The following is a 23966-nucleotide window of genomic DNA, read 5'->3' as shown; positions in this document are numbered from 1 at the left end:
CTGCCGTGAACGGTCCTTCACGTTACGTCTCCCAAAGAGGCCACTCGGCCCGATCCCAGACAGGACTTGTCGGGGGCATGTCGCTTGCTACCCTGGTCTCGTCACGACCGCGCACGCGAGGGCGCACTCCTCGGTGAAGGGCGGCCCGATGCTTCGGAGATGGCGATGACGCGACTTTCTCTACTCGGCTTCGCAGGCATTCTGGCGTCCGTGCTGGCGGGCTGTCCGATCTGGGACGAGAGTTCCCCTCCCATCGGGAGTTGCAGCTCTCAGAATTGTCCCCCCCCCCCCACCGCCGGCAGCTGCTCGAAACCACAGGACTGCGGGGTCAACGAGACCTGCGGGGACGACCACCAATGCCACATCGGCGACTGCACCATCTGGGGGTGCAGCAGCGGCTATGAGTGTGTCATCGACGATGATCTCACCGCGAGCTGTCAACCTGGCGGCTCCGGGACAGGAGGCCATGGCGGCTCGGGAGGAAACGGGGGCGGCGGTGCCGTCTACTGCGGCAACCCCGACGACTGCGCCACCGGGGAGACCTGCGCTCCCGACGGCACCTGTCAGCCTGGGTCATGCCAGCAAGAGGTCGATGGCCAGACGCTCGGATGCATCCACGGCTACGTCTGCGCCGACGACGGCACCTGTCGGCCCGAGAACCCTGCCGCGTGCGGCGAAGACGCCGATTGCAGCCACCTGGGCAGCGGCTACCTCTGTGTCAGCGGCGTCTGTACCGCGCCGGCCGATCAGTGCTTCGATCAGACCCAGTGCCCCAGCGGCAACGTGTGCGTGGAAGGTAAATGCACGACCTCGTGCTCGGCGGACACGGACTGTCCTGACAGCTACGCCTGCGACGTCACCCTGGGTGTCTGCTCCATTCCGCAGCAGCCCTGCGTGATCACCAACGACTGCGGAGGTCCTGACCTCGTCTGCGTCGATGGCGCCTGCGTTCCGCGCAGCGACGGAGCGACCTGCCCGGATGGCATGGTCTGGGTCGAGAACGGCTGTATCCCCACTCAGTCGGCGAACTTCATCTGCGGGGCGGATGGCCAGCAGGACGTGTGTGCCCAGGGATCCATCTGTCTACATCACAGCTGCTACATCGCCTGCAGCGCACCCAACCAGAACGCTTGCAACGGACTCCCTCCGGCGTTCAACCAGTGCAAGTCCGTCACGACCGTCTCCGGGACGTACAGCGTCTGTGGTTCCAGCGTGAACCTCGGGGATCAGTGCGGTCCCACGATGCCCTGCGCGCCAGGATCGCTCTGCATCGACGGCTTCTGCAACTGACCTGAGCGGAACGTGCGCGATCGGCGGCAGGCCCGCCGACCGCTGACTCCCTCCTGCCCAATCCGTCATTGGCATGCACGCTGCCTGGGTCATCCCCACCTGACCCGCTCAGGCGGCGCTGGCGCTCACGGGCGTCGCAGCAGCGCCGGTTGGAATGAACCGCAGCGACGGAGCGTACCGATGATCAAGACGAAGTACTTTCTCAATACCCTGACGGACATTTTCCCCTTTCAGCGCAAGAGCTCCATCGACTGGATCGTGCCCGCCTCGATCGGCCTCGGCCTCGGCGTGGCCGCAGGGATCGGCCTCGGCGTGCTCGTTGCGCCCAACCGAGGAGACGTCACGCGTCAGAAACTCGCCGACGGCGCCACCAAGGTGAAAGAGCGTGCTCTGCAGGCAGCACAGCGTGTCTCGGAGAAAGCGGGCGTGAGCAACAATCATGTCGCGGGCGCCCTGGGTCGAGATGCTGGCGGCATCAGCTGAGAACGCGCCTCCAGACAGTGACGGACGAGAACGCCGCGCCCGGCTCAGACCCGGCGCGGCGTTCGCGCTTCGAGCGACAACTGCGCAGCTCGACCCGGCACGCTCGGTGCTTTGTAAAATATCCCACGGCCTATGTATTACCGGGTTCTCACCGCATTCTTTCCGGGACGCTCCGAGGCGATCGGAGCCCTCGGCCGGCTGCTCTCGCTGGGGGTCGCGGCAGAGGACATCCGTATGATCCCCAAGCCTCCTTGTCAGCTCGACGACATCGGCCTGACCATCCGCAGCAAAGCCTCCGAAGGCGCAGCCCTCGGCGCGGTCGCAGGGGGCATCCTCGGCGGCGTGATCACCGCGCTGGCCGCTGGTGGAGCGCTCATCGTTCCAGGGCTCGACGCCTTCTTCGCCGGGCCGCTGGTCGCAGGGTTCGCGGGCGCAGGAGCTGCGGGCGCAGCTGGTACGTTGCTCGGTGCCCTGGTGGGAGCTCAGCTGCCGGAATATGAAGCGCGCTACCTCGAGGATGCCGTCGACACGGGCGGCGCCCTGCTCGCCGTCCGGTGCCCTGCCTCTGTCTCTCAGTCCGTTGAAGATGCGCTCAGCCAGAGTGGCGGGTGCCGTATCCGGAAGACACGACCCCGCAAACCCTGATGGGCAGCCCATGCGCCGTGCGCTTCATGGCGCTGATCCATGGCAAGCGCTGAGCTCGCGCCAGCTCGTGTGAGCCTCACGCTCGCCGTGCCTTGAGTTCGGGGATCCGCAGCGCCTTCAGGTCACGCGAACATGGAAACAGGAGCCCGTTCATCTCCGAGAAAATGACCGAAGCCCCTGAGAAGCCATGGCCTCTCAAGGGCACAGAGGATCCAGACGCCTGGACCCCATCGCGGTCGATGCTCCCAGCTCAGTTCTGCTCGCTACCCGCGTCGCTTCCAGCGAGCCTGTCCATCAGCGACCCCTGAAGCGCTTCGTTCATGGTCTCCCGCATGTACTGACGAGCCACGAAGAGCCCGATGGCACCGAGCAGTCGAGGCGTCAGCCCGCCGCCCAGCACGAAGCCCACCCCGGCCGCCACGGCGAGGGCCGTGTGGGGGTTCTCGCGCGCAAATGTCGTGACCGTCTCCAGTACCTGTCCGGGATCGACGCCTTGGAGAGCCTCTTCCTGGGCGCCTCGCATCTCCTGCGCATCGTCGTCGGCGTCGCTGCTCTCGACACTCTTCTGTTTGGCTTCTGTCTTTTGCATGTCGACCCCCTGCGCTAACCGATGCGCGTTGCGATCCGACCGAGCAAGTACCCGGCGAGCGCCGCCACGCAAAGCGATGTCACCGGCCGCTCTTGCACGAGCGCGACCAGCTTTTCATCCGCGCGACGAGCCTTCTCGATCACGCGCGGAACCACGGGGGCATGCTCCAGAAGCTGGTGCCCCACGTCCTTGCCGGAACCGTTTGCAAAACCTGCTCGACCTACCATGGTAGGCTCAGTCCTCAGCAACCGGCGCACCACAGCGGACGTGCAAGCTATGCACGATCCCACTCCGCTACACCGACCCGACGGAAGGATTCATGCACCGCCGAGGGTCGATGCGCCGCCGTCGCCGGGGCGATCGAGCGGATGATGTACCCGACGGGTACGGCCGTCCGCGGGCTCGGTTCGAGCATTGATGGGTGAGGCGTCACGAGCGCCGAAGCGCCAAGGCCTGACACCAATGGGTGGCGCAAGCGAGAAGGCCAACCGACAGGGCAGAGCGCAGCGGCCCTGCCGGTCGGCTCTTCGGCTCAGCTACCCAGCCGGAACGCAGCGAACGCGGTCTGCCCGCTCTTCACGGTGACGCTCTTCGATTTTGCCGCACTACCGGAAGGCTTGCAGCTCACCGAGTAGGTCCCTGGTGACACGGAGACACGGATCGAGCTCCCGGACCCCTTGGACGCCCCGTTGACCGTGAAAGAACAGCTCCCTCCGGAGGCCACGGCCACGATGGTCCCCTTCTCGCTGCTGCTGCTGCTGCTGCTGCTGCTGCTGCTGCTGCTGCTGGAGTCTGATGAGGCGGTGTCCCTTCCACTGGGCTTGCTGCTGGCGCTGCTGCCGGAGGAACCGGAACTCTTCGTCGTCGTCGAAGGCACGTAAGAAGCCACGGCCCCCTGGCCGGCTGGCGCCGCCGTCGCAGCCGCGCTCGCGACGGGTGCGGCCGAGCTGGCCGCAGACGCTGCTGGCTCGGCGGAGGCCACCGGCTCAGCCGAGGCCACCGGCTCGCTCGTTGGCGTCGGCGCCACCGCCTCGGCCGTCGGCGCTGGCGCCGCGGGCTCCGTCGTCGGCACAGCCGCCGTCGCCACCGGGATCTCGATGGGCTTGTCGGGATCGGCGGAGATCGCACCACCACTCGGCTTCCTGAGCACGATGATGGTCACCAGGATCGGCACGATGACGGCCGCGGCCGCGAGCACCCCGTAAATTACCTTCCGACTCTTCGGCGGAGGCTGCGCCGAAGCGGTCCTCAGCGTCGCCGGCTGCACCGTCGACGGTCCACCCAGCGCCGCGACCGTCTCGTTTCGAGGCGTGGTCGCTCCTGAGCGCGACGAGGCCCCGGGCCGTGACGATCTCGACCCACTCCCACTCGGCGGAGGGAACCCGGAGGGGGAGCCAGATCCGGCCGGGTTGTACGCCGGCAAGTTCTGCGTCGCGATGCCAGCCTGCTGTTGCTGCTGCGACTTGACGCTCGTCACCGAGTCTTCAGGCCGAGGCCTCCCGGGGGGTGGCGTCGGGGGCGGCAGGTATCCACCGCTGCTCGACGCCGGGGCCGGCGCGATCGACACGGTCTTCTTCTTCTTGGCCGCATGCGTGATCTGGCCGATCCGCTCGATGAGCAGCCGCCCCTCCGTGTTGGCGAAGGGTGTCAGCGCGTGCGCCAAGGCGTGGACGTTGCGGAAACGGCCATCGACGTCCTTGGCGAGCGCCCAGCCCAGGATCTGGTCCATCTCTGCCGGCAGATCAGGCCGGTACTGCGTGGCCGGGACCGGCTCCTCTTTTGCGATCTGCAGCATCAGTACGGCCATGTCGCCGTTGAAAGGAGGACGCCCCGTGACCAGCTCGTAGAGCATCGCGCCGAGCGACCACACGTCCGTTCGCTGATCCACGTTCTTGGCTTTGCGCACCAGCTCCGGAGAGGTGTACGGCGAGAGGCCGAACATCGCCGTCGCGGTGAGCTCCCCACCCGCCGTGGGCGCTGCCGCATCACGCATCAGCTTCGCTGTGCCGAAGTCGACGATCTTGAGCAGCGGCGCGCCACCCACCCGCTGGGTCACGAACAGATGCGAGGGTTGGAGCTCTCGGATGATGATCGAGTGGCTGTGCGTCTCGGCGACGGCCTCTGCGGCCTGGAGCACCAGCAGCACCGCCTCTTCGAGGGTGAGCTGCGTGCGCTGACGCAGGAAGGCCCCGAGGTCCATGCCGTCGAGGTACTGCCGGACCAGGTAGAACGAGCCATCGTCCTGGCTGCCGACATCGATGATGCGCGCCACATGCTCTGACTCGAGCTTCGCCAGCGTGCGCGCTTCTCGGCGGAAGCGCTCGATCTCCTTTTCGTCGCCCCAGCCGCCCGGCAGGACCTTGATGATCACCTGCTGGTCGAACTCGGTGTGGAAGGCCTCGAGCAGGAGCCCGTGAGTACGACCGAGGATGGCGCGTACCCGGTACTTTCCCGCGATCAAATCGCCCGGATGGATCTCGTTGGATCGCATAGCCATTGACGGGCCGGGAGGCCCTTGAGTGACCGCATTGTGGCACGTCTCGGCGGCGCTGGGGTACCGCCAGGCACGTTCGCGCAGGTTCAAGGCCGATCCGGCGAGATGCGATGGACGAGACACGCCGTTTCTCACCACACCCCGGTCCGTTAGCATGCACGCATGCGCACCCTGCTCTTGTCCTTTGCCCTCGCCGTCAGCGGCATCTGCGTCATGCTCGGCTGCTCATCCGATCCGCCCCGTCCGCAGCACCCGGTGCAGCCCTACGGCCAGCCCCAGCCTCATCCCCAGCAGCCCCAGCCCCACCCTTACCCCCAGCAACCGCAGCCTCAGCCTCATCCCCAGCAGCCTCAGCCAGCCCCGACTACCCCCGCTGGCCAACCCTGGGCGCTCCCCTCCGGCTTCCCCACCACCCTCCCCTCGGGCTTTCCCACCACCCTCCCCTCGTCGCTGCCGCCGCTCCCCTCGGGGCTCCCTCAGTTCCCGCAGCCTCAGTGACGCCCGCACAGCCCAGGGGACACGTCGCCGACGACGAGTTGCAGGCGTCGCGCCATCAAGGGAACGACAACCCGAACCCCTGAAGTGCCGCCCGGACCCCTGCCGCGTCCGACGCCACCGCGACACGCTCGCCGAGCCCGGCGATGCGCCGCGACTCGCCTCCGAACCACACCGCCCGCATGCCCGCCGCGAGCGCGCCTTCGACATCCGCGGCCAGCGAGTCTCCGACATGCGCGACATGCTCCAGCGAGACCCCCAGGGCCGCCGCGGTCCAGGCGAAGATCTCCCGCCCGGGCTTCTCGAAGCCGAGCTTGCCAGAATCGGCGATCGCTACGAAACGTGCGCGCCATCCCAGCTCGTCGGCGAGCTCGGCCAGCCGCCCTTCGGAGTTCGACAGCACGGCCACTGGAATGCCCGCTCGCTGCAGCTCCTCCACGAGTTCGATCATGCCGGCGATGGGACGGCGCCACAGGTTTCGGCGTGGCTGCTCGTCCCAGAGCCAGTCCACCAGCGCGCTCCGCCCGAGGCCCCCTTCGGCATCGCCTGCACGCCCAGCCGCCTCCAGGTTCCCAGCGCCTCCGGACGACGCAGCTGTGGCCTCGACGCCCGCCACCTCGAGCAACCGCGACATCAACGTCTTCCACGGATGACCGCTCTCACCACGATGGATCGCGGTGTTGTACGCCTCCCACGCCGAAGGGACGGCGCCCTCCAGCTGCTCGACGGGCACCCGAACCCCGCGCTCCAGCAGGCGCCGCGACAGCATCGCGGTGTCCAGCTCGGCGAGCGTCTGACCGAAATCGAACGAGACGGCCCTGATCGAGGTCACCCCATCACTCCGCGTACATGGCGTCGATCTCGCGTGCAAAGTTCTCTGCCACGCTGCGACGCTTCACCTTGAGCGTCGGCGTCAGCTCACCCGTATCGATTCCGAACGCGCGGCTCACGATGGTGAACCGCTTCACGGTCTCCACCTGACCCAGCTGAGCGTTCACCTCGTCCACACGCTGCTGCACTTCCAGCCGGATCTGCGCGTTCTCGTGCAGCGGACCCGAGAGGGTCTGCTCCGCGGCGAAGCGCTCGGCAGCCTCGGCGTTCAGCACGATGAGCGCGGTCAGGTACCGGCGCCGATCACCGATCACGACGGCCTCGGCGACGAGCGGGTGCTCCTTCAGCGAGAGCTCGATGTTCTGCGGCGTGATGTTCTTGCCGCCGGCCGTGATGATGATGTCCTTCTTGCGCCCCGTGATGTGCAGGAAGCCATCCTGGTCGAACTTGCCGAGATCACCGGAGCAGAGCCAGCCGTCGACGAGCGTCTCGCCGGTCGCCTTGGGGTCCTTGTAGTAACCGAGGAAGACGTTGGGCCCCTTCACCTGGATCTCCCCGTCCTCGGCTATCCGCACCTCGACCCCCGGAATCGCCGGCCCCACCGTCCCGAAGCGGCTGCGACCCGGCAGGTTGAAGCTCGTCGGCCCCGTGTCCTCGGACTGGCCGTAGACCTCGCGGATCGGCAGATCCAGACCGGCAAAAAAATCGATGACTTCCTTGCCGATCGGCGCCGCGCCGCTCACGCACACGCGTGCGCGCCCGAAGCCCACCGCCTGCTTCACCTTCGCATACACCAGCCGCTCGAAGAGGCGGTGCTTCAGCTTCACCACCGAGCTCGGCGCCTCGTCGCGGTTCAGCACCTCGTGAAGCGCGCGCCCCGTCTGCATCGCCTGCTCCGCGATCGCTCTCCTCAGCCCCTTGGCCTCGCCGAGCTTCCCGGCGACCCCCGTGTGCAGCTTCTCCCACACCCTGGGCACCCCGAAGAACACCGTCGGCTGCACCTCGCGCAGGTTCTCGGCCATCTTCTCGATCGACTCGGCGAAATAGACCGACGACCCCGCCGTGATCGGGCCGTGTATCGTGAATACCTGCTCGGCGATGTGCGACAGCGGCAGGTACGACAGCGAGCAGTCCCAGGGGGTCAGCTCCGTCATCCTCTTCGCCACGTCCGCCGTCCACGAGAGGTTGCGGTGGCTGAGCATGACCCCCTTGGGCGGCCCCGTCGTCCCGGAGGTGTAGATCAGCGTCGCGAGCCCGTCTGGCTCGAGCGCGTCGAGCCGCTCGAAGAAGGCCTCGTCCGTCACATCCTTCCCGCGCGACAGAAAGTCGTCCCACGACAGCACGCGAGGATCGCTACCCGTCCCGCTGCCACGCATGACCACGACGTGCTCGAGCAGCGGCAGCTCCCCCCAGACCTTCGTCACCTTCTCGAGCTGCCGCTCGTTCTCCACGAGGAGCACCTTCGACTCTGCGTGGTGAACGATGAACTGCACCTCTTCCGCCGAGGAGGTGGTGTAGATCCCCGCCGGCGCGCCGCCGATGGCCATCGCCGCGACATCGAGGATCACCCACTCGGGCCGGTTGAACCCGATGATGCTCACCGTGGAGGAGGCGCCCAGCCCCAGCGCGAGCAGCGACTTGGCGGCGCCCTTCACCTCGCTCGCGTACTGCCGCCATGTCGTCATCTTCCAGGCGCCGCCCTCCTTCACCAGGTAGGCAGGCGCTTCGGGACGTTCCTTGGCCCGGACGAACAGACGCGCCGGAATCGTATCGCTCGGCATGGGGCTATCTCCTCGGATGCATCGAACGCGAGGCAGGCAGCATAGGGCAACCGCGTTCTCCAGATCCATCCACGCTTCCCCCCAGTCCGCGCAGCGCCGTCGTGACGCATGGCGGCACGCGCGCTCGGCAGCGCCCTGTGGTAACGCTCCCCCGTGCAGCAGCGCATCCGCAACACCCTGGCGCTCCTCGCCGTCGGCGCCGCGCTCGGCGGCGGCGTGGCCTGGCTCGTCCAGCGCCGCCCCTCCTCCGACGCCGAGGCTCCGGCCAGCGCGCTCGACGCCATCCCGCGTGAGGCGCTGCTCGTCGGCACCGCCAACCTCCGCACGCTGAAGGCGTCACCCGTGGGCGCGCCCTTCTTCCGGGAAGGACGACAGATCCAGGGGGCCGGCAAGGTCGTCGATCTGTGCGGTTTCGATCCGATCGATGCCCTCGACGAGATCGCACTCGCCGTCCCACCGCCGTCCGAGGGCAGCGAACTCGGTCTCTCCGCCATGGGACGGGTCCAGGCCGACGCCTTCGTCACCTGCGCGACCCGCGTCATCGAAGCCCGCGGCGGCCAGCCGGTGGTGACCCCCGTCGGCAGCTTCCGCACCGTGCGTGACGCCAGCGCCGCCGCGGGCCAGGAGCTCGCCGTGCGCGAGGGCGGCCCCGTGCTCCTCGGCAGCGGCAGCTACCTGCGCGCCATGATCGACAGCGCCGACCGTCGCACGCCCAGCGTCCGCGCCATCAGCGCGCACGCCGACGCCGTGCGCGCCGCCGCGGGCCACGCGATGCGCATCTCTTTGGTCCTCACTCCTGAACATCGCCGCGCTCTCTCGGAAGAACTCGCGCTCGACGCGGCCCCAGGCTCGCCGAGCGCCCCGACAGCGATCCTCTCCGCCGGGATCGGTGTCGAGCTCGGCACCGACGTCTCGCTGCACGCCGTGGTCACCTGTGAAAGCGCTCCCCCTTGTGCCGCACTGGCCGAACGCTTGCGCAAGGCAAGGGACGCGCAAGTCCGCAACCTCGAGGCCCACCAGAGCGGCATGTCGGCGCTGCTCGAACGCATCTCGCTCGAACAGCAGGGTGACACCCTGCAGCTCCGGCTGCGCTTGCCGACCGAACAGACCGCCACGCTGGTGGAGCGCCTCCTCGCCTTCCGCGCCGCGCGCATGGCGGCCCCCGATCTGCTCGAACCCACCCCACGCCGAGGCGCTCCAGCAGAGAACGGCGCCCCGGCGCCCCTCCCCGTGCCGCCCTCCGCAGAGGTCATCCGCCCCGCTGGAGGGGAGCCCCCCTCGCCTCCGTGATCTTCCGGACCGAAATCACCCCTCGGGATCGTGGCCGCCCGTGCCCCCGCCGCGCTCCTCGCCAGCGCTGGCCTCTGGACCTGATCGCTCGAACAGTCCCCCGATGATCTCACCGAGCCGGCTCACCTTGGGCGCGATCATGATCAACACCACCAGAAAAGCGACCAGCCCGATCTCGTTGAACGACGCACCGGCGAACACCTCGACCCTTTAGCACGCCCGGGTCATCGCCGGCACCCGACGACCTCCGGACGGCGCCCGGCCCGGCCCCAGATGACCGCCCGACACGTCACGACGACTGGAGCGCGTTGACAGGCCACCAGCGCGCGCGACAGTCTCGCCCCGGCGACTTTCGGACCGTTCCGAAGGCTCGGCACCATGGACCAGCCCCAGGACCACGCTCACCTCCCTCCGCCGCCCTCGGGACATGGCGTCCTCATCGCGGGCGCCCTCGATGGCGAAGCGATGGGCTCGGCGCTCCGCGCGTGGGGCTTCGACGTCACCTGGGCGCACCTCGACGACCTCGAAGCCCAGCTTGCCACCGGGCCTGCCGTGGTGATCGTCGACGTCGACCACGAGGGCGCGGCCGCGGCGCTCGAACGCCTCCATCAGCCCCCGCTCGTTCCCCCACCGGCGGTGCTCCTCCTGGGTCACCCGGCGCGTGCCGCGGCCTTTTCGTCACGGTACGGCGCCCCGCGTGTCGAGCGTCCCGTCGAGCTGACGGAACTCGCCGCCCAGATCACCGCCGCGCTGGAGCCGCGCGTCGTCTCTTTCCCTCCCCCGCCGCCTTCGTATCCTCGCCTCGCCAGCGGCCGCCCGCCTCAGCTCGAAAGTGATCCGCCTCTGGAACTCTCCGATTATCCGCCGGAGCTCGAACCCATCGATGTCGGCTCGCTGCTTCCCCCCGCCCCTGGCGACGACGGCCTCCCTCGCCTCGGCTCGACCCGCATCAGCCCTGAACTGGAGCAGCTCCTCGCCGCGGCCGAGGCCCGCGTCACCGGCAGCGCCAGACCTTCGAGCGTCCCCTCCGTCGATGACGAGGCCGACCTCATCCTGAGCGCAGACATCCTGGGCGTCCTCGAAGAGCCCCTCGATCCGGAGGACGACGGCCCTCGCACCGGCTCGGCCTCCGACATCGCCACCCCGATGCACGGGCACGCCTCTCAGCATGGCCACCTCGACATGTCGGGCCCCTCCAGCTTGCCCCTCAGCCTCAGCGCCAGCAGCGGCGCGGGCGCCTGGGCAGCGGGCTCCCCCTTCGGTGGCGCCCTCCTGCACCCTCCCCCCGCGTCTTCTCCTGGCCGCAAAGAGACGGCCGAATTCCCCTCGTCCACCCGCGCCTCGCTCGCAGGACAGACGCTGAGCGACCCGGGACCTGCCATCACGCCGCGCGCGGGAACCGGCCTGCTGCGTCACACGCCCTATCACGTCGCCTCCGAGGACCCCGCCGACATCCCCCCTCGGTCCTTCGAGACGACCGACGACGAAGAGCGATGGGCCGCAGGCACCCGCGCCGAGCTGGACGCGCGGCGCGCTCAGATCGAAATCGAAGAGGACGAGCGCGCCCAGGCGGCCGATGGCTGGGAGCCCTCGCTGACGTCCACGTCGACGGAGCAGCCGGACATCGCCTCGCCTCGATGGACGTCACCCCAGCGCGAGGTGTCCTTCGGGACCGCCGCGCCAGCGCAGCCCCCCGACACCGCCGCGGGCTCCGTCATCTCGGGTTACCGTGCGGAGCCGGGAAGCAGCGCCACCTTCACCGGACCGCGCACCGAGGCCGGCAGGAGCTCCACCTTCAGCGGCCCGCACACCGAGGCAGGCGGGGTCCCCACCTTCCCGGGCTCGAGCCACCGCGCGGCCTCGATCGCCCCCCTGGTCAGCCCACCACGGGAGGTCCAGGTGCGCAGCCTCTCCGAAGCGAGCCCGCGGTTCCCCGAGCCCGATGCCTCGCCCCTCAGCGCCGAGTCGCACGCCCGCGCGGCCACCATCTCCGATTTTCCCATCGATGACGGCCTCGACGCGACCGACGACCGGGGGCGCTTCGGAGCCCACCCTGCTGCGGCCCCCCCTCGGCCCGCCCAGCTCGCTCCCGCGCCCCCCGCCGCTTTCCCCAGCGAGCCCCCCGGCGTCGTCCCACTCCCGGTCCACGCCGAGGATTTCACGCTCCCGCGGCGCATTCCAGACCCGCCACCGACGCCCTTCGCTGCAGGGCCGGCGCCGTGGTCCTCCCCGCAGGAGCCACCGCCTCCTCCAGCGCCACCGCGGATGCATGCGCCGCCGCATCCGCATGCGTCCTCGCCACTGCACGCGCCTCCCCTGCCGCTGGCGCCCTCCCCTCCCCTCGGGCATGCCGCCTCGCCCCAGCACGCACCCCCGCCGCGTCCCACGGGCGCTCCAATGCACGCCGGCGCCCCCACGCACGCAGGCCTCGCGACACACACCGGCGCCCCCACGCACGCAGGCCTCGCGACACACGCCGGTGCGCCGACACATGCGGGCCTCGCGACACACGCCGGTGCGCCGACACATGCGGGCCTCTCGACACACGCTGGGTCACCGCTGCAGGCCTCTCCGCCGCTGCACACGGCGTCACCGCTGCATCCGCATGCGTCGCCGCATGCGGCCCCGCCGCTGTACGCGCACGCAGCCTCGCAGGAGCCCCCCTCGCCCACGCCCCCTGGACTCTCCCTCGAAGGCACCTCCACGGGCTACACCCCTCCCGCGGTCACCGTGCTCGGCCCTGGCGATGCCCCACGCGCGCTCGCGCGCGCCGTCGGGAGCCGCGCATCGGGCTCGATGGCGCTCACCACCGAGGCCGGGACCCGCCGCGTCGTCTTGCATGAAGGCGACATCGTCACGGCGGCCTCCGAGGTCCCCGACGAGACCCTGCTCGCGTTCCTCGCCACCCGTGGCGACCTCGATCGCGACCTCGTCGCACGCCTTTCCAACCGCCTCCCGGCCTCGGGGCGCCACGCCGGAGCGGCCCTCATCGCGCACGGCTACCTCGGTCAGGACGATCTCTGGCCCGTGCTCCGGGCTCACGCCGAGTGGATCATCGGCCACCTCGTCCACATCGACGCCGGCACCTGCGAGATCGAGGAAGAGGCCCCCGGCCGCCTCAAGGCCGAGCCCAACGTCTTCGGCGGCGCGACGGGCGCAGAGGTCTTCGTCGAGACCATCCGCCGCGTCATCCCTGCGGACGTCGCCCTCCGTCGCCTCGGTGGCCCAGCCGCCCGCCTCGACGAGGGCGCCCGGCGCAACTTGCTCGGCGAGTGCGCGCTGCACACCGAAGAAGAGGACCTGTTCCGCGCCGCCCGCGGCCGCTCCGTGGCCGAGCTCATCGAGGCGACCGAGCCCGAGATGGCCACCCTCCTCTACGCGCTCGTGTGCCTCGAGGTCCTCGACGTGCTCATCCCGCCGAGCATCTCCGAGGCCCCCCGGGTCCAGGAGCACGATCCGCTCGACGAAGAAGCCATCCGCCAGCGCGTGCGGGCGCGGCTCCAGGTCGTACAGGACGGCGACTATTTCTCGCTTCTCGGCATCGCCCGCGAGGCCACCAGCTACGAGATCAAGCGCGCCTACCTCAACCTGCGCCGCGCCTTCGAGCCCTCTCGACTCTTGACCGCCGGCACGGCCGATCTGCTGGACGACGTACAGCTCATCATCGAGGTCCTCGACGAGGCGTACGACATTCTTCGAGAACCTCACCGGCGCGAGCGGTATCGACGCGCCATCGAGGCTGCCCCCCCCTGACGCACACGACGAGGAGCGCCCCGTCCGCGACCTCGATCGACGCGCGACGAGATCGCTCAGCGACGTGCGCGCCAACGCCGGGACGAAGAGGCCCTCAGCCCGAGCAAGGCCGCCAGGAGCCACGCCGCGCTCGGCCCCCCCGAGCCCGAGGCACCAGCCACCACGCAGCCGCATCCCCCATCATCTTCGCTCTCCACCTCCACGTCCGTGTTCTCCAGCGAGAACACGAACGCCGAGCCGGACGCATCACCCAGGTCGTCGTCCGTGTACGCCCCCACGAGCACCGTGTTGCCCGAGATCGCCACGGGGGCGCCGAAACGATCGTCGGCCGCGCCATCGCTGGCCAGAAGCTTCGCATGCTCGGTCCAGCGACCACCGGCGCGCCCGAACACGTAGGTGGCGCCAGCCGCTCGGCCGAGGCTGCTGTCGCCGCTCGACCCCACCACCACCGTGTCACCGGCGATCGCGACGTGCCCGAAGGCGCTCCCCGCCGCGCCATCCGAGGCGACGAGCTTCGCCTGCTCGGCCCACTCCGCCCTCGAGCGCGTGAACACGTACGCCGCCCCCGCGTCCTGGCCACCGACGTCACTCCCGCGCGCTCCGACGACCACCGTCCCGCGCGAGATCGCCACCGAGCCCCCGAACCCGTCGCCCAGGACCGCATCCTGCGCGACGAGCATGGCTTGCTGCGTCCACGCCCCCTCCACCAGCCCGAACACGTAGGCCGCGCCGGCGTCCGCCTCCGCGCTGTCATCGCCGCTCGACCCCACCACCACCGTCCCCTCGGAGACGGCCACCGAGCCCCCGAACCTGTCGGCAACCTCCTGCGCACCGGTGAGCTTCGCCTGGTGGTACCACTCTCCCTCCGACCGCACGAACACGTGCGCCGCGCCCGAGAACGGCCCGTGCTCCGGGTCCGACGACGCGCCGACCACCACCAGCTCCCCCGAGATCGCCACCGCCTCGCCGAAGAGATCTCCCGCCTGACCCCGCATGGCGCGCAGCTTCGCTTGCTGCGTCCAGCCTTCCTCGGAGCGCACGAACACGTACGCCGCCCCTGCCGTCGCGCGCTGCGGCGTCGCCATCGCACCGACCACGATCGTGTCGCCCGACATGGCGACCGACGCACCGAAGTGATCGTCGATCCCCCCATCAGAGGCGAGGAGCTTCGCTTGCTGCGTCCAGCCCTCCTCGGAACGCACGAACACGTACGCCGCCCCCGCAGCCGCACCTCGCTCGCCATCGAGCAGCGCACCGACGACCGCCGTGTCTCCTGCCACGGCGACCGAGTACCCGAAGTGATGTCCCTCTTTTCCGTCGGCAGCGAGGAGCTTCGTCTGACCCGTCTCGATCAGCGGATCGATGACCAGCGGATACACCGCACCGGCATCGTCGACGACGATCGCGATCTCGTCTCCCTCCACCTGGAGCCGCGCCGCGAGCGTCCGCCCCGTCGCGTCGACGACGTGCAGCTCGCCGTAGCGCAACGCCACCTCTCCTGAACCGTTCCGCAGCGCGACGGTCCCGCCATCCTCTGCCAGCACCGCGTGCAGGTCCCCCGTGAGCGCCAGCGCGACGATGACCTCCCCGCCAACACCAGCGGCACAAGGCCGCGCCGCCACGGTGAAGCCCTGTTCCAGCCCGAGCGGCCCGTTCACGTACCACTCCGTCAGCCCGGCCCGCGCATACGTCACGCGGTTCCCTTCGCCCTCGGGGACCACAGGCGCGGCGGAGACCCACCGGTCGCCGCAGCCCCACCCGCGCGGCGTCAGCCCGAAGCGCCACGCAGCCTCTCCTCCACGCGGTGCGAGCTGGACCCCCTCGGCCGTCAACGTCGTCTCCAGGCGCTGCGCCGGGCTCTCGGCCCGGAGCCCTCCAGCCGCAGGCTTCACCGCATACGCGCTCGACGCGCCCGCCTGCACGGAGGCGATGTACGCCGCACGGAGCCCCAGCGGCAACGATCCTGCGCCTTCTGCAGCACGCCCCAGCGCGCGCCTCGACGGCACTTCCGGCACCGTGCCCAGCCCCTCCGTCGGCACCGTGGAGGCGCTGTCCACGCCCTCGGGCTCGGCGAGCGCCTCCGTCGACGGAGCGGAGCTGCACGACAGGGCACCCAGCAATCCGACCCCGAGACCTGCTCGATGCCACCCTTTCCACGTCGCACGCCACCGCCGCCGCACTGCGTCCATCTGAACTGGCTAACACAGTCGCCAGGTCACTTCGCGACAATCTCCCGCACGTTCCTGCGGCAGAGAACGTGGCCTCGCGCACAGACGAAGCCCGACCTCCGCACCACGACGACACGCCTTCGTCGGGCCGCCGCCTTCACGACACGGACCCTCGTCGCGGGCCTCTGCCCTCGGCACGACGCTCCGCCACCCGCTCGATTCGCCGCACGTTTCACGACGTCTTCGCGAGCCTCGGCGCGACGTCTTCGCGAGACGCGTCTTCGCCATTACCCTTCGCGTCTCCGCACTCCTCCGCGCACGTGCGCTCCCCCGACACGGACGACCCCGACGATGCCTTCCTTCGACTACATGACCGTCGACGTCTTCACGTCGAGCCGCTTCGGTGGCAACCCCCTCGCCGTCATCCCTGACGCGCGCGGCCTCGATCCAGCGCTCATGCAGCGCCTCGCCGTCGAGTTCAACTACTCGGAGATCACCTTCGTCCTCCCTCCGCGCGATCCGGCGCACACCGCGCGCGTCCGGATCTTCACCCCCACCGCCGAGATCCCCTTCGCCGGGCACCCCAACGTCGGCACGGCGTTCCTCCTCGGCCGCCAGGGCGTACTCTTCGACCGACCCGTCGGTGACGTGATGCACTTCGAAGAAGACGCGGGCCTCGTCGAGGTGACCGTCCTTCGCGAGACCGACGCCATCGTGGGCGCGCGCATCGTGGCGCCCGGTGCGCTCGAGGTGGGTGATCGCATCGCACCGAAGGTGGTCGCCTCGTGCGCCAGTCTCTCGGCGGAGCACATCACGACGGTCCACCACCCGCCCGTCATGGCCTCGGTGGGGTTGCCCTTCGTCCTCGCCGAGGTCACCGACCTCGCGGCCCTCGGGCGCGCTCGCCCGAACGGCAACGCGTTCGTCGAGACCGACACCAGGATGCCGCGACCCGAGGGTCACCTGTCGCTCTTCCTCTACGCGCGCGTCCCGTCATCGAACGGTGTCCCCCGGGTGCGGGCGCGCATGTTCGCGCCACTCGACGACATCCAGGAAGATCCAGCGACGGGAAGCGCTTCGGCGGCACTGGGAGCCTACCTCGCATCCCTGCGACCCGAGCCCGACCTCGACACCCATCTGGTCATCGAGCAAGGCGTCGAGATGGGTCGGCCGAGCACCATCGAGGTGCACGTCCGCAAGTCCGCTGGCGCAGTGCGCCATGTGGCGATCAGCGGTCGATGCATCCCGGTCATGGTCGGCCGGATCGAGATCTGACGAGCTTCCCTGGCAGTCACTGCATGCGTCTCATCGCGTTGCTGGAGCCGCACGGTCGCGCACGGTCACCCGCGGTTGCGCACGGCTGCGTACGGTCGCGCGCGGTCGCGCGCGGTCGCACTTCGCTGCGGCAGACCTGCGGTGCGCTTGACGGCCCCCGAGCGGTCGCTTCTCATGATCCAATGGGCCTTCGTGCGGTCTTCGTGGCGCTCGTCGCATCGAGCCTGGCAATGACGACAGGCTGTGGGACGCGACAACCGTCGCCGTCCGTGTCGTCGTCCCTCTTCGCCTCGGGCACCGGCTTGCCGGCACCCGCGTGCGGAACGAAGCCGCTCGCCGTGTGCGAGGCAGCCTGTGCCGAGGGGGATGCGCCGAGCTGCAGCCGCGCCGCCGACCTGGTGATGCGAGAGCGCGCGCGGGGTCCGCAGCGGGTCGCGGTCGCCGCGACGATGCATGACCGAGCTTGCACCCTCGGGTTCACACCGGGATGCCGCGAGCTGGGGCGGCTCCTCGAACGTGGGGTGTCGGGCACGCTGAAGAGCGACATCGACAAGGCATTCGATCTGCAAGACCGGACCTGTGGTGCAGGCGACGCCGCCGCTTGCGCCGAACTCGGGCGCATGGCGCTCTCGGCACCGGCGCGCGCGGCCGTGCAGTGGAACGGCCTCGAACTGCTCGAGCGCGCCTGCGAGGGAGGTGATGGGCCAGGGTGCCGACGGCTCGCGCACGCCGTCGCGTTCGGCCAGGGGACCCCGGTGGACGCCGCGCGCGCCAGGAAGCTGCTGCAGCGCGGGGTCACGGTGAGCGCCGCGGCCTGCGACACCGGCGACCTGCGCGCTTGCGTGCAGCTCGGCCGCGCGCTGCTCGAAGGCGAGGGCACGCGACCCGACGGCGTGCGCGCGGCGGCGCTGCTCGGCCGCGCCTGCGAGGAGGGCAACCCGGACGGCTGCCACTGGCTCGGGGTGTACCACGGCCGGGTCGCCACGCCGGATCGGGCACTGGCCACCGCGCTCCACCGACAGGCCTGTGAAGAAGGGAGTGCGCTCGGCTGTCAGGGTCTCGGCGATGCGCTGGTCCGTGGCAGTGGGACCCGCCGTGACGTGGCCCAGGGCGAAGCGCTCTGCCACCGCGCCTGCGACGCAAGCGCCGAGGCATGCGACACGGTGAGCGCGCGCATCGACGAAGGGCTGGCCTCTACCGCCGAGCCGAGCACGGCCAGGCGCCTGCACGAGCGCGCCTGCGCCGCAGGCAGCACGCGCGGCTGCGGTCGCCTCGCCCTCGACACGCTGCGTGCGTCCAGCGGGCCGCGCGCCGAGGCGCACGCCTTTCAGCAGCTCGGTGCGGCCTGTCATGCTGGGCTCGTGGGGGCCTGCGCACAGCTCGGTGAGGCCCACGCCGAGGGAACAGGTGTCCCTCGGGACGCGCGGCGAGCGGCGTCCCTGTGGCAGATCGACTGCGAGGCCGGGGTGCCGCACGCCTGCCAGGCGCTGGGCGAGGCCACCCTGGAGGGCCGAGGCGTGAGCGCCGATCCGGCACGCGCGCAAGCGTTGCTCCGCAAGGCCTGCGACGCCGGGCTACCCAGCAGCTGCACGGTCCTCGGCTACCACCGCTCGATGAGCGCTGGCGCCTCGCAGAGCGGGAGCGAGGCGACCACCTGGCTCGAACGGGCGTGCCGCGAGGGGGATCCGCTCGCCTGCACCCTCGCTGCGGCCACGCCGGAGCAGCGGCCCGCGCTACGAAAGAAGTTCCAGCGTGCGCGGGAGTGCGCCTGGCTGGTCGAGGGCATCAACCGGGGCGTCGAGCGGATCGAGGCGAGCGCCACGGCGAGCGCAGAGGAGGCGAGCGATGCGAAAGGCCTGCGTCAGCTCGCTTCGGCGATGGAGGACAGCGAGCGCGAGATCGGCACGCTTCGCCTGACGGACCCGACGCTGCTCCAGCATGCAGCCGCCTACCGCACCATGGCGCGGACGATCGCGAACGTGAGCCGTCAGGTCGCCAGCGGGGTCGAGGAGGGAGATCCGCAGCGCAGCCTCGGCGGGTTTGCGGCCGTGATCGAGGTCCTCGCTGGCGAAGGCACGCTCGTCGACGACATCAACGAGCTCTGCAGCCCCACGCCCTGAGGTCGCTGTCCTGATGGCGGGTGCGTGAGCCTCTGCGCGATGTGCTGTGGGTGCTGAGGGGGGAGTGCCGTTGGGGTGGAGAGGTTGAAGAGGTCCCGGGACAACAACGCAATGCCCGGGCCAGATTCGGGTGAGGCCTGACCAGTACCGTTGAGGAGGTCGTCGGGTGGGGAGGATCGGGGAGGGAAATGGGCCTCTGGCGAACGGGTGGGGGGAAGCGGAATGAGCAAGTGATGGAATCTCCATGCAAACGAGATCGTGAGGGAGACAGGAAGCGAAGGTGTTCGCGTTGAACGGCGACACTGAGCCGTTCAACGGAGGTAATGAGCCACACATCGGCGTCCGTCGGTCGTCCTTCACCGATCGACGATCGTCCTTCACCGATCGACGATCGTCCTTCACCCGACCGACGATCATCCTTCGCCGACCGACGATCGTCCTTCGCCGATCGACGATCGTCCTTCGCCGATCGACGATCGTCCTTCGCCGATCGACGATCGTCCTTCACCCGATCGACGATCGTCCTTCCCAATTCAACGATCGTCCTTCACCGATCGACGATCGTCCTTCACCGATCGACGATCGTCCTTCACCGATCGACGATCGTCCTTCACCGATCAACGATCGTCCTTCACCGATCGACGATCGTCCTTCACCCGATCGACGATCGTCCTTCACCCGATCGACGATCGTCCTTCACCCGATCGACGATCGTCCTTCACCGATCGACGATCGTTCTTCCCAATTCAACGCTCATCCTTTCGTGATCGACGGGCATCGTTCCGTGATCGACGATCATCGTTCCGCAACCCACGATCGTTCTTTGCCGATCGACGACCGCCCTTCTGCAACCAACGCTCGTCCTCCGGCAAAAACGAAGTCTCCTCCATCCGAGATGAGCCGTTGCAGGGCGGGGACGGCAAGGAGCGCCCACCCATGTCCTTGCCCGATTCTTTTCATCGGGGACCGGCGGGGCGTTACGAAGCGAAGCGCACCCGCTCCTCGAACGCGACGTCGCCCACGGGCAGCACCTCGCCAGCCACCCACGCCGTCTCCCCCGCGCGCTGCAAGGTCTCGACGGCCCGGTCTGCGGCGTCACGGTGCACCACGGCGATCAGCCCCACACCCAGGTTGAACGTGCGGCGCATCTCGGCTTCTTCCACGGGCCCGCCCGCCGCGATCACCCGGAACACGGCGGGCCGTTCCCAGCTCGTCGCATCGAGACGGACCCCCAGGCCCTCGGGCAGCACGCGAGGCACGTTGCCAGGCAAGCCGCCCCCCGTGATGTGCGAGAGCGCGCGTACCTCCTCGCCACAAGCACCGAGCAGCTCCGCCACCGCACGCGCGTAGATCCGCGTCGGCGTCAGGAGCACCTCGCCCACCGTGCTCCCCAGCTCCGCCACCCGCGCGTCCATCCCCAGCGCCATCTCGCGCTCGAAGACGCGGCGCGCGAGAGAATAGCCGTTGGAGTGCAGCCCGCTCGAAGCCACACCGATCACCACGTCGCCCGCCGCGACGCGTTTGCCGTCGAGCAGCTTGGCACGCTCGACGACACCGACGGCGAAGCCGGCGAGATCGTACTCGCCATCGGCGTACATGCTCGGCAGCTCCGCCGTCTCCCCGCCGAGGAGGGCGCAGCCAGCTTGCTTGCAGCCGTCGGCGATGCCGCGGACCACGGCCTCGCCCACGTCGACGTCGAGCTTGCCGGTGGCAAAGTAGTCCAGGAAGAAGAGCGGGCGAGCGCCGACGGTGATGATGTCGTTCACACACATGGCGACGAGATCGATGCCCACCGTGTCGTGCACGCCCGTGGCAAAGGCAACCTTGAGCTTGGTGCCGACGCCGTCGGTGCCGCTCACGAGCACCGGGTCCTGCAAGCCTCCAGGCACGGAGCAGAGGCCCGCGAACCCGCCGATGCCTTCGAGCACGTGCGGCGTGCGGGTCGGCGCCGCCAGCCGCTTGATGCGCTCGACCAGCGCGTCCCCCGCGTCGATGTCCACCCCCGCGTCCCGGTAGGTCACGCTCATGCACGGAGGCATGTCACAGCTCGGCAGGCATGGGAAGCTGGGCATCGAGCCCGCAAAGAATCCAGCGCACGCCACGCCAGGTCGCCAGGCGGAGAAAATGTCGTGCTCGGGGGAAGGCTTGCGTTCGCCGAGGCCCTCCGCATCATGCGCCCCCGATGTCGCTCCCCCCGTCCAGCTCGGCCTCCTCCAGCTTGGTTTCCTCCGATCCGGCCGCGGCGGCCGCGTCACCTGCTTCCGCCTCACCGCCCTCTGCAATGCCGGCCTCCACGCCACGGACGCCTTCGACGACATCCGCCGCAGCGACATCTGTTGTGACGACATCCGCCGTGACGTCTTCAGCGCAGAGCGAACTCGTCACGCCGGCAGGGGCGACCACCGTCCTGGTCGCGGCCGCGATCCTCATCGAGGACGGCCGGGTGCTGCTCACGCAGCGCAAGCGCGGCGCGCATTTGGAGGGCGCCTGGGAGTTCCCAGGAGGGAAGGTGGAGCCGGGCGAAGATCCGAGGGACGCGCTCGCGCGCGAGCTGCGCGAGGAGGTGGGGATCGACGCCGCCGTGGGCGATATCGTGGAGGTCACCTTTCATCGCTATCCGATGAAGGCGGTGCTGCTTCTCTTCTACCGAGCGACGCGGTGCACCGGCTCACCAGAGCCGCGCGCCCTCGACGTGGCGGACGTGCGCTGGGCAGCAGCCGAGGCGCTTCGTGAAGACGAATTCCCGCCTGCGGACATCGTAGTGCTGAGCAAGGTTCGCAAGTTGCTGGCGAGCGCCGCGCGGTAGCGCGCAGGCGACGCCGACATGGCGCGCCGGACGTCCTCGAAGGGGCTTCGCCACGCGAAGCATCGAGGACGGTGGGGGAAGACCATGCCGAAAGCAATCCAGCCGGCGCGCGCCGCACTCTCCGTTCTGCGTGAGATGTACGAGCGAACGCCGGAGAAGGCGCTTTTCACCTTCGTCGACGACAAGGGGCACCGCGTGGACGCGCTCAACGTGCGTCAGCTGGTGAAGTCGGCCGACACGATCGCGCGCATGCTGCCGGAGTGGGGTCTGCAGAAGGGGGACCGGGCGCTGCTCGTGTATCCGCCGTCGCTGGACTTCGTGCGCGCGCTGGTGGGGTGCATGATGGCCGGGATCATCCCTGTGCCGGTATGTCCACCGGACCTGACGCAGCTCGCGCGCGACATGCCACTGTTCTCGGCCATCGCCGCCGACGCGGGGGCGCGGCTGGCCCTGACGAACGCCGCCTACGACAGGGCGCGCTTGCGAAGACCCGTCTCGGGTCTGTTCAAGAAGGTGCCGTCGCTCTGGCCGGACCTCCCCTTTCACCGGACGGATCAGCGGTTTCCGCCGGGCCCGGAGCCCATCCTCTGGTACACCCCCGCCAGCCAGGACGAGCCAGCGCTGCTCACGTACACCTCGGGCGCGACCGGGCTGCCGCGCGGCGTGCAGGTGACGCACGGGAACCTGTACCACGAGATCGCCGCCAACACGAAGGACCTGCGCCTCGGCTGGGGAACGACCGCGGTCTCGTGGCTGCCGCACTACCACGACATGGGCCTCATCGGCTTCATCATGAACACGCTCTTCGGCAGCTCGGCGAACACGTACCTGATGTCGCCGCACAGCTTCGCCGCACGGCCCGCGCTCTGGTTCGAGCTGATGTCGCGGGTGCGCGCGACCCACACCGCCGCGCCCGACTTCGCCTTCGATCTGGCCGTGCGCAAGACGACGCACGAGATGCGCAAGCGCTGGGACCTGAGCCACCTGCGCTCCATCCTCGCCTCCGCCGAACCGATCCGGGTGGAGACGGTGAAGCGGTTTCTCGAGGCGTTCTCGGTGAGCGGGCTGCGGCCCGAGGCGTTCTGCCCGACCTACGGGCTGACGGAGCACACGGCGACCGTGGCCATGGGGGGGAAGGTAGCGCTTCGGCTCGACAAGCAGGGCCTGTACGAGGGGCGCGTTGTGCCGGTCGATGAAGACACGACGCAGCCGGTGGTGGTCTACGTGGGGTGTGGGCCGGTGACGAAGGAGGACGCGAAGGTCCGCATCGTCGACCCGCTGACGCGGAGGCCTTGCGCGCCGGGGGTGATCGGCGAGATCTGGATCAGCTCGGCCACGAAGGCGCTCGGGTATCACGGGCAGCCCGCACTGACGCGCAAGGTGTTCCAGGCGCGGCTCGCCGGCGGCGAGGACGAGACGGAGTACCTGCGCAGCGGGGATCTCGGGTTCTTTCACGCCGGAGAGCTGTTCGTGACCGGGCGCTATCGGGACATGATCGTGCTGCGCGGTCACGGGCTCTACCCGGAGCACATCGAGGACAGCGTGCGGGAGTGCCACCCCGCCCTCCGGCGCGGCGGCGTGGTGGCGTTCTCGGTGCTGCCAGAGGATGCGCGGGTGGAACAGCTCGTCGTGGTGGTCGAGGTGCGCGATCGGAAGATCCCGCCGGTCGTGCAGGAGGAGATCGTGCGGACCCTCCGGGCGCGGGTGCTCGAGGTCCACGCGCTCCGCTGCGATACGGTGGTGCTCGGCGCGGTGGGTGCGATCCCGAGGACGACGAGCGGCAAGGTGCGGCGGCAGATCTGTCGCCAGGCTTTCCTGTCCGGCGAGGTGGACCGCGCCGCGACGACGTTGCGGGTGGCGACGGCCGGGCGCGGGCGACATCGCGGCCTCGACGACTCGCGCTCGGTGGCCCGACAGCTCGCGGCGCACCGCTGACGCCGGGCTGA

At 69.7% G+C, this 23966-nt stretch carries 19 protein-coding genes; 10 read left to right on the top strand and 9 right to left on the bottom strand.

What is annotated here, in order from left to right; all coding sequences use genetic code 11:
- Positions 1-165: 165 nt before the first annotated feature.
- From CMC5_RS03905 to CMC5_RS03895, 3 genes are all read left to right on the top strand, one after another.
- Entirely contained in the window at positions 166-1290 is a 1125-nt protein-coding gene (locus tag CMC5_RS03905) for a hypothetical protein (RefSeq protein WP_050435694.1), read from the top strand.
- 180 nt (positions 1291-1470) lie between these two features.
- A complete protein-coding gene (locus CMC5_RS03900) occupies positions 1471-1773 on the top strand; it encodes a YtxH domain-containing protein (RefSeq protein ID WP_050429161.1) in 303 nt (100 codons plus the stop codon).
- Positions 1774-2007: 234 nt separating this feature from the next.
- Positions 2008-2418, top strand: coding sequence for a hypothetical protein (locus tag CMC5_RS03895; RefSeq protein ID WP_245678275.1), 411 nt, complete (start codon positions 2008-2010; stop codon positions 2416-2418).
- Between the two features lie 250 nt (positions 2419-2668).
- Here the strand turns inward: CMC5_RS03895 and CMC5_RS03890 are convergent, their stop codons facing one another.
- The 3 genes from CMC5_RS03890 to CMC5_RS03885 all read right to left on the bottom strand — a co-directional run bounded on the left by CMC5_RS03890 (position 2669) and on the right by CMC5_RS03885 (position 5498).
- Positions 2669-3007 (bottom strand): hypothetical protein, encoded by a 339-nt coding sequence (locus CMC5_RS03890; RefSeq protein ID WP_050429159.1) that lies wholly within the window; start codon positions 3005-3007, stop codon positions 2669-2671.
- Between the two features lie 14 nt (positions 3008-3021).
- Positions 3022-3162 carry a hypothetical protein gene (locus tag CMC5_RS43960; protein WP_156338162.1) on the bottom strand — a complete coding sequence of 47 codons (141 nt, stop codon included), beginning with the start codon at positions 3160-3162 and terminating at the stop codon, positions 3022-3024.
- A 377-nt stretch (positions 3163-3539) separates the two neighbouring features.
- Positions 3540-5498 carry a serine/threonine protein kinase gene (locus CMC5_RS03885; protein WP_050429158.1) on the bottom strand — a complete coding sequence of 653 codons (1959 nt, stop codon included), beginning with the start codon at positions 5496-5498 and terminating at the stop codon, positions 3540-3542.
- A gap of 165 nt (positions 5499-5663) precedes the next feature.
- Here CMC5_RS03885 and CMC5_RS42015 point away from each other — a divergent pair, with 165 nt between their 5' ends.
- A complete protein-coding gene (locus CMC5_RS42015; RefSeq protein ID WP_082362223.1) occupies positions 5664-5999 on the top strand; it encodes a hypothetical protein in 336 nt (111 codons plus the stop codon).
- Positions 6000-6054: 55 nt separating this feature from the next.
- Here the strand turns inward: CMC5_RS42015 and CMC5_RS03880 are convergent, their stop codons facing one another.
- Together CMC5_RS03880 and CMC5_RS03875 are read right to left on the bottom strand one after the other, a co-directional pair.
- A complete protein-coding gene (locus CMC5_RS03880) occupies positions 6055-6828 on the bottom strand; it encodes an HAD family hydrolase (protein WP_245678274.1) in 774 nt (257 codons plus the stop codon).
- Positions 6829-6832: 4 nt separating this feature from the next.
- A complete protein-coding gene (locus tag CMC5_RS03875; RefSeq protein WP_050429156.1) occupies positions 6833-8608 on the bottom strand; it encodes an AMP-dependent synthetase/ligase in 1776 nt (591 codons plus the stop codon).
- A 153-nt stretch (positions 8609-8761) separates the two neighbouring features.
- Between CMC5_RS03875 and CMC5_RS03870 the strand changes: the two genes are divergently transcribed.
- Positions 8762-9898 carry a hypothetical protein gene (locus tag CMC5_RS03870; protein ID WP_050429155.1) on the top strand — a complete coding sequence of 379 codons (1137 nt, stop codon included), beginning with the start codon at positions 8762-8764 and terminating at the stop codon, positions 9896-9898.
- 15 nt (positions 9899-9913) lie between these two features.
- On the opposite strand, the gene CMC5_RS03865 is transcribed toward CMC5_RS03870, so the two are convergent.
- Positions 9914-10099: a hypothetical protein gene (locus CMC5_RS03865; RefSeq protein ID WP_050429153.1), complete on the bottom strand. Its 186-nt coding sequence runs from the start codon at positions 10097-10099 to the stop codon at positions 9914-9916.
- A 177-nt stretch (positions 10100-10276) separates the two neighbouring features.
- Here CMC5_RS03865 and CMC5_RS03860 point away from each other — a divergent pair, with 177 nt between their 5' ends.
- Positions 10277-13651, top strand: a complete 3375-nt coding sequence (locus CMC5_RS03860) for a hypothetical protein (RefSeq protein ID WP_050429152.1) — start codon at positions 10277-10279, stop codon at positions 13649-13651.
- Between the two features lie 56 nt (positions 13652-13707).
- On the opposite strand, the gene CMC5_RS03855 is transcribed toward CMC5_RS03860, so the two are convergent.
- Positions 13708-15771, bottom strand: a complete 2064-nt coding sequence (locus tag CMC5_RS03855; RefSeq protein WP_050429151.1) for an FG-GAP repeat protein — start codon at positions 15769-15771, stop codon at positions 13708-13710.
- A gap of 399 nt (positions 15772-16170) precedes the next feature.
- On the opposite strand from CMC5_RS03855, the gene CMC5_RS03850 reads away from it, so the two are divergent.
- Both CMC5_RS03850 and CMC5_RS03845 read left to right on the top strand, forming a co-directional pair.
- Entirely contained in the window at positions 16171-17094 is a 924-nt protein-coding gene (locus CMC5_RS03850) for a PhzF family phenazine biosynthesis protein (RefSeq protein WP_050429150.1), read from the top strand.
- A gap of 269 nt (positions 17095-17363) precedes the next feature.
- Entirely contained in the window at positions 17364-19214 is a 1851-nt protein-coding gene (locus CMC5_RS03845; RefSeq protein ID WP_218920225.1) for a tetratricopeptide repeat protein, read from the top strand.
- Between the two features lie 977 nt (positions 19215-20191).
- Here CMC5_RS03845 and purM read toward each other — a convergent pair.
- Both purM and CMC5_RS48320 read right to left on the bottom strand, forming a co-directional pair.
- Positions 20192-21241 (bottom strand): phosphoribosylformylglycinamidine cyclo-ligase, encoded by a 1050-nt coding sequence (gene purM / locus CMC5_RS03835; RefSeq protein ID WP_082363381.1) that lies wholly within the window; start codon positions 21239-21241, stop codon positions 20192-20194.
- A gap of 142 nt (positions 21242-21383) precedes the next feature.
- A complete protein-coding gene (locus CMC5_RS48320; protein WP_281180824.1) occupies positions 21384-21509 on the bottom strand; it encodes a hypothetical protein in 126 nt (41 codons plus the stop codon).
- 58 nt (positions 21510-21567) lie between these two features.
- Here CMC5_RS48320 and mutT point away from each other — a divergent pair, with 58 nt between their 5' ends.
- On the top strand, positions 21568-22020 hold the full coding sequence (mutT, locus tag CMC5_RS03830; RefSeq protein WP_050429146.1) for an 8-oxo-dGTP diphosphatase MutT: 453 nt from the start codon (positions 21568-21570) through the stop codon (positions 22018-22020).
- A gap of 84 nt (positions 22021-22104) precedes the next feature.
- Positions 22105-23955 carry a fatty acyl-AMP ligase gene (locus CMC5_RS03825; RefSeq protein ID WP_050429145.1) on the top strand — a complete coding sequence of 617 codons (1851 nt, stop codon included), beginning with the start codon at positions 22105-22107 and terminating at the stop codon, positions 23953-23955.
- The last annotated feature ends 11 nt before the right edge of the window (positions 23956-23966 follow it).

Source organism: Chondromyces crocatus (genome assembly GCF_001189295.1).
In the GTDB taxonomy this organism is placed as follows: domain Bacteria; phylum Myxococcota_A; class Polyangia; order Polyangiales; family Polyangiaceae; genus Chondromyces; species Chondromyces crocatus.
The sequence above is the reverse complement of the archived record's forward strand: the minus strand, read 5'-3'. Positions and strand labels throughout refer to the sequence as shown.

Coding starts and splice junctions, on each gene's coding strand:
- CMC5_RS03905 (WP_050435694.1), top strand. CDS start 166: ATGACGCGACTTTCTCTACTCGGCTTCGCAGGCATTCTGGCGTCCGTG.
- CMC5_RS03900 (WP_050429161.1), top strand. CDS start 1,471: ATGATCAAGACGAAGTACTTTCTCAATACCCTGACGGACATTTTCCCC.
- CMC5_RS03895 (WP_245678275.1), top strand. CDS start 2,008: ATGATCCCCAAGCCTCCTTGTCAGCTCGACGACATCGGCCTGACCATC.
- CMC5_RS03890 (WP_050429159.1), bottom strand. CDS start 3,007: ATGCAAAAGACAGAAGCCAAACAGAAGAGTGTCGAGAGCAGCGACGCC.
- CMC5_RS03885 (WP_050429158.1), bottom strand. CDS start 5,498: ATGCGATCCAACGAGATCCATCCGGGCGATTTGATCGCGGGAAAGTAC.
- CMC5_RS42015 (WP_082362223.1), top strand. CDS start 5,664: ATGCGCACCCTGCTCTTGTCCTTTGCCCTCGCCGTCAGCGGCATCTGC.
- CMC5_RS03875 (WP_050429156.1), bottom strand. CDS start 8,608: ATGCCGAGCGATACGATTCCGGCGCGTCTGTTCGTCCGGGCCAAGGAA.
- CMC5_RS03860 (WP_050429152.1), top strand. CDS start 10,277: ATGGACCAGCCCCAGGACCACGCTCACCTCCCTCCGCCGCCCTCGGGA.
- CMC5_RS03850 (WP_050429150.1), top strand. CDS start 16,171: ATGCCTTCCTTCGACTACATGACCGTCGACGTCTTCACGTCGAGCCGC.
- purM (WP_082363381.1), bottom strand. CDS start 21,241: ATGAGCGTGACCTACCGGGACGCGGGGGTGGACATCGACGCGGGGGAC.
- CMC5_RS03825 (WP_050429145.1), top strand. CDS start 22,105: ATGCCGAAAGCAATCCAGCCGGCGCGCGCCGCACTCTCCGTTCTGCGT.